Annotated in this window: 6 protein-coding genes; 5 read left to right on the top strand and 1 reads right to left on the bottom strand. The window is 40.7% G+C overall.

Features of this window, described 5'->3' with window-relative positions:
• The first annotated feature begins 614 nt into the window (after positions 1–614).
• The 5 genes from UF06_RS09105 to UF06_RS09085 all read left to right on the top strand — a co-directional run bounded on the left by UF06_RS09105 (position 615) and on the right by UF06_RS09085 (position 4,559).
• Positions 615–986, top strand: coding sequence for a DUF6864 domain-containing function (locus UF06_RS09105; RefSeq protein WP_020838897.1), 372 nt, complete (start codon positions 615–617; stop codon positions 984–986).
• Positions 979–1,347 carry a hypothetical protein gene (locus tag UF06_RS09100; RefSeq protein ID WP_082069648.1) on the top strand — a complete coding sequence of 123 codons (369 nt, stop codon included), beginning with the start codon at positions 979–981 and terminating at the stop codon, positions 1,345–1,347. Before UF06_RS09105 ends, UF06_RS09100 begins: the two co-directional genes overlap by 8 nt.
• A 134-nt stretch (positions 1,348–1,481) precedes the next feature.
• Positions 1,482–1,796: a DUF4144 domain-containing protein gene (locus UF06_RS09095; protein ID WP_045570170.1), complete on the top strand. Its 315-nt coding sequence runs from the start codon at positions 1,482–1,484 to the stop codon at positions 1,794–1,796.
• Positions 1,797–2,530: 734 nt separating this feature from the next.
• The gene (locus UF06_RS09090) at positions 2,531–2,752 is read left to right on the top strand and encodes a VF530 family protein (protein ID WP_005526706.1); all 222 of its coding nucleotides are present in this window, start codon (positions 2,531–2,533) and stop codon (positions 2,750–2,752) included.
• Positions 2,753–3,797: 1,045 nt separating this feature from the next.
• Positions 3,798–4,559: an arginase family protein gene (locus tag UF06_RS09085; RefSeq protein WP_045570169.1), complete on the top strand. Its 762-nt coding sequence runs from the start codon at positions 3,798–3,800 to the stop codon at positions 4,557–4,559.
• On the opposite strand, the gene UF06_RS24125 is transcribed toward UF06_RS09085, so the two are convergent.
• On the bottom strand, positions 4,529–4,652 hold a 124-nt coding region (locus UF06_RS24125; protein ID WP_045569239.1), incomplete at its 5' end, for a transposase. The two genes, UF06_RS09085 and UF06_RS24125, sit on opposite strands and share 31 nt — an antisense overlap.

Genomic DNA, 4,652 nt, shown 5'->3' with positions numbered 1-4,652 from the left:
TAAGCATAACAAAGCGTTTAAGTGGGATTTGGCACGCGTGGCATTTTCAGTTTGCGTTGAGTTCGGTGGTTACGGCACTGTGCGGTAGCTTTTGTATTGCGTGCCTGCACCCCTTAACGCGGCGTTAGCTTAAAACAATTAAAATCAATTGGTTGTGGTCTTTTCTTTCTTCCTTTGGGCATTCGTTCAGGTTTTTCGGCAAATCAGCATTGGTTGTCAAAGCGAGTTTTGGGTTGTTGCCTCAATTGAATTTTGGGATTGCACGAGGTTAGGAAGCTTGGCGCAAAGTCGCTTTGGAAGTTTTGCATTCGCTTTGAGTTTTCTGAAAGTGATTTCTCAAAATTTTCGGTTTTTCAAATAGCATGAAAGGTCACAAAGTTTGAGCCAATTCGGGTTTCAAAACTCAAGTGGTTTGTTGGTTTTCCAAATCAGGTTAATCTCGGGCTTAGTAAATCTAAGGTGCTGAAATTTAAGCTAACAAACTGCTTAAGAGGGATTCGCAATGCGTGGCATTTTTAGCATGCGGTGAGTTTTGTGATTAAGTTGGTGTGCGGTAGCTTTTGTAGTGCATTGCTCACCCCTTAGCAGGGCGTTAAGTTTTATTCGGAGAATACATGATAAAAATTGGTAACTTAGAAGTGATCTTGTCAGAGCAATTGTTGATTCCCAAACAGGAAGATTGCTACATCGATTATGATGATGGACAAGGTAACAATTTCGCCCTCAAAATTAAATTTGAAGAGACCGACGAGAAAGATGAAAAAGGAGAGAGGGCTAGTTCTTTCCGTGTCGAGCCGCAATCAGATTGCGGCCTGTTAATCTTTACCAACTGGCTTGGTGTTATGGGACGGTCTTTCAATAAACCTGTAGCGATTGGCAAGATGGAAACGGATCGAGAACTGTTCATTAATGCACATGTGTCTTCTAACGCCAACACTTATAAAGCACACTTTCAACTAATGTTGGGGGATGTTATCAGTGAATGACAATAGGCAACCTAGACGTTCTAAATTCAACTCTGTAAACGTACAAGAAGTGCATAGCAATGTTGAACAGGAAGTTATTGAGATAACAACTGACAAGTTAAAAATAATTCTTATAGAGCACTTGGACTCTTTGCTAAAAGGTTCATCATGGCAAACACCATTAAGCATACTAATTACTGTTCTAATCGTATTTTGTACTGCAAACTTTCAGCCTTTTCTTACTTTGAGCGCGGACTCTTGGAAAGCCATATTTGTTCTACTGGGAATTGGTAGTGCAATTTGGTTACTGTATGCGTTATCACAAATGAAGAAAAAACAATCAGTTGATGACTTTTTAGATCGCGTCAAAAATAAAACTTAACAAACTGTTTAAGAGTGATTCGCAACGCGTGGCATTTTACTATGCGTTGCATTTAGTGTTTAAGGTGGTATGCAGTGGCTTTGGTATTGCGTTGCTCACACCTTAACAGGGCGTTATGTTTATCGGAGAAGTTCATGGTCAATTGGCCTTGTATTCTGAAATTAGATGGTGACGATGAGCTTGTTTATTTGGGCTCTGAGGCTGATTTGAATTGCGAGTGTGTGGATCTGATCGTTAGTCCGAGCGATCGAGTCATTGATTCTGAAGGTTTTGTCTATTCAATAGTTTCAGATGGATCAGCAGTTAACTTGATTGAAAACTCAACCCAGATTTCAGCAGAGGAAGCGTCTAGATTGATTCAACGTCATGAGTTCTGTTTAGCGGAAGTCTGTTTGACAAAAATTCAGTTTGAAACAGTCGCGGAAGCATTTAACTGTTTGAAATCTTAGGCCAGATAAACATAACAAACGCCTCAAGAGGGACTGTCAACGCGTGGCGTTTCCAGTCCCAATGAGCCGCGGTGGTTATGGTTGTTGTGTTTGAGTTTAGTGGTAATGCGTTGCCAGCCCCTTAGGCGGGCGTTATGTTTAATCACCAAAAATCAGTTGGTTGCATCCTTTCTTGCTCCCTCGGCTTGTTGGTTTTGTGTTTGTCGGCAAGTTGGCTTCGTCTGGTGCTACTTTCTGGACATCTATTCTTTGGCGCTGGAAATTCAGAGAATTGCCTCAGTCGATTTTCGAGTAAGCGCGAGGTTGGTTCGGCTGGCTCAATCAATATTTTGATCACAGGTTTTTGTGATTGAATTGCCGAAATTCAAAGTCTGTTTTTCAAATCTATGAGTTGTTTCAGTTTTTTAGGTCTTGGCTTTTGTTTGTGAGTCAAAGCTGAGTTAATCTTGGTTCTGGTAAAACGTAAGTCATTGAAGCTTAAACATAACAAACGGTTCAAGAGGGACAGCCAACGCGCGGCATTTTTATCATGCGTTGGTTTTTGTGGTTACGGTGTTATGCGGAAGCTTGGTCATGGCGTTGGCTGCCCCTTAACCGGGCGTTATGCAAATATTCAAATTAGCCCATTTCCCAGTGCTTATATCTTAGGCTGCGGATGTAAATAAATTGGCTAACTGGTTAAAGCATTCTGGTAAACTGCGTCCAAACTAAGCATTATTATTAGGACCCAAGCAATGAGCCAAGAGCAGCAAAACAACCCTTTGCACGGTTTAACCTTAGAGAAAATTCTTGTTCGTTTACAAGAGCACTATGGCTGGGAAGGGTTAGATAGAGAAATCAAAATTAACTGTTTTTACAGCAATCCATCAATCAAGTCTTCTCTTAAGTTTTTGCGTCGTACGCAGTGGGCGAGAGACAAGGTTGAGGCTTTGTATATAGATACATTTTGCCGTTAAGAACATTTGCATAACAAAGCGTTAAAGAGGGATTCATGCCGCGTGGCATTTTTGGTGTGCGGTAAGTTTTGGTGGTGAAATGGTATGCGTAAACTTGGTTTAGGCGGCATTCACCCCTTAACGCGGCGTTATGCTTAATCACCAAAAATCAGTGGTTTATGTTTTTTCTTTGTTCCCTCGGCTGGTTAGTTTTGAGTTTGTCGGCAAGTTGGCTTCAGTGGGCGCTATTTCCCGGACAATTATTCTTTGGCGCTGGAAATTCAGAGCATTGCCTCAATCAATTTTCGGGCAAGCGCGAGGTTAGGGCGGCTGGCTCAATCAGAAATTTGATCTTAGTTTTATGGTCTTGGATAGCTGAAATTCGAAGTATGTTTTTCAAAACTATGAGTTGTTTCGGTTTTCTATGTTTTGGTTTTTGTTTATGAATCAAAGTCGAGTTAATCTTGGTTCAGGTAAAACGTAAGTCATTGAAGCTTAAGCATAACAAAGCGTTCAAGAGGGACTTGGCACGCGTGGCATTTTCAATTTGCGTTGGGTTTAGTGGTTAAGTTGTCATGCGGTCACGTTTGTAGTGCGTGCCTGCGCCCCTTAACGCGGCGTTATATAGCTTTCTAGCAGTGTTTTAGTGTATGGTTTCATAAGTCTGATTTGAGTTTGGTTTTTTGCGGAGCGAGTATTTCCTTCGTTCATAAATTTTCTAAATCAGCAAATTTAGCATCACCTAAAATGTAATTCTCAGCTCACCAACTTGTGTCATTCCAAGTGCGGTAGCGTGCGTGGTTTTTAAAACCACGTTAGTAAATCGTATTTTAAAATGGGTTTAGCTTCGTTCGTCAACTAGCTTTATCGAGAGTGAAATCAAACCTAAAAAGGGCTGTTTAACCGTGCTGTGTTTTCCAATGCATTGTGCAATAAATGGCTATATAACAAGGCATTTAAGTCGGACTAAAAACAGTGGGCTACTGCGCTGCGCTTGTATTTTAGCCCACAATTTTTAGCCGCTTAATGCGGCGTTATACGAAATTAAATAAGTACAGGAGTACACATGAAAAGACATTTCGACATAATTGGAGCACCTTTTAATCAACTGGGTTTTGTGACAACTCAAGAAAATACAGTTGATGGTTTGCGACGAATGGATGAAATGTCATGGGTAGGACTCACTGATTGGATCCAAGTCAGAAATGATAGGTGGGGTGCTGATATCATTGACCAAGGTGATGTTGAAATCTCCGATAAGGTTTATTCTTTGATTTCCTGTGGTAGCAAAGATGAAGCATTACGAATTTACGCGCATGACCTAAAAAGAAAGGTGTTGGAAAGTTATTCGAATAATCGGATCCCCATAACAATTGGTGGCGACCATTCGATAGCGGTTGGAACCGTTCAAGCAGTCCTTAGTCATTATCAAAAGGACAAAGGTAAAAAAATTGCGATTGTTTGGGTTGATGCTCATGCGGATTGCAATAATACACTCGACAGTAATTTGCACGGTAAGCCGCTAGCATTATTGATGAATCAATATGTTCATAACGGTTGGTCAATTCCTCAGGAGATAGCTTTACAGCCTCAAGATGTTTTTTATGTAGGTGTACGAGATTTAATGCAATGTGAACATCAGCTGATAAAAAAGCTCAACATGACCAATATCGACATGATGTGTATTGAACAGCAAGGGTTTGATGTTGTAGTTCGGACCTTAATGGAAAAGTTAGAGAATGAGTATGACGGCATTTATTTGTCATTCGATTACGATGCTTTAGATGGTTCTCTGGTTCATCCGGAAAATCGATACTTCGCCTCATGACTGGCTTTGATTTTTAACTCAAAAAATTCCCAATCACGATACCCATAGGCGACTTTGTTCAGCGTCTTTATTCGGTTGTTCACACCCTCTACT

This window comes from Vibrio sp. S234-5 (assembly GCF_000960595.1).
In the GTDB taxonomy this organism is placed as follows: Bacteria; Pseudomonadota; Gammaproteobacteria; order Enterobacterales; family Vibrionaceae; genus Vibrio.
The sequence above is the reverse complement of the archived record's forward strand: the minus strand, read 5'-3'. Positions and strand labels throughout refer to the sequence as shown.

Excerpts from the sequence above, each read along its gene's own strand:
- UF06_RS09105 (WP_020838897.1), top strand. The coding sequence starts at position 615 with ATGATAAAAATTGGTAACTTAGAAGTGATCTTGTCAGAGCAATTGTTG.
- UF06_RS09095 (WP_045570170.1), top strand. The coding sequence starts at position 1,482 with ATGGTCAATTGGCCTTGTATTCTGAAATTAGATGGTGACGATGAGCTT.
- UF06_RS09090 (WP_005526706.1), top strand. The coding sequence starts at position 2,531 with ATGAGCCAAGAGCAGCAAAACAACCCTTTGCACGGTTTAACCTTAGAG.
- UF06_RS09085 (WP_045570169.1), top strand. The coding sequence starts at position 3,798 with ATGAAAAGACATTTCGACATAATTGGAGCACCTTTTAATCAACTGGGT.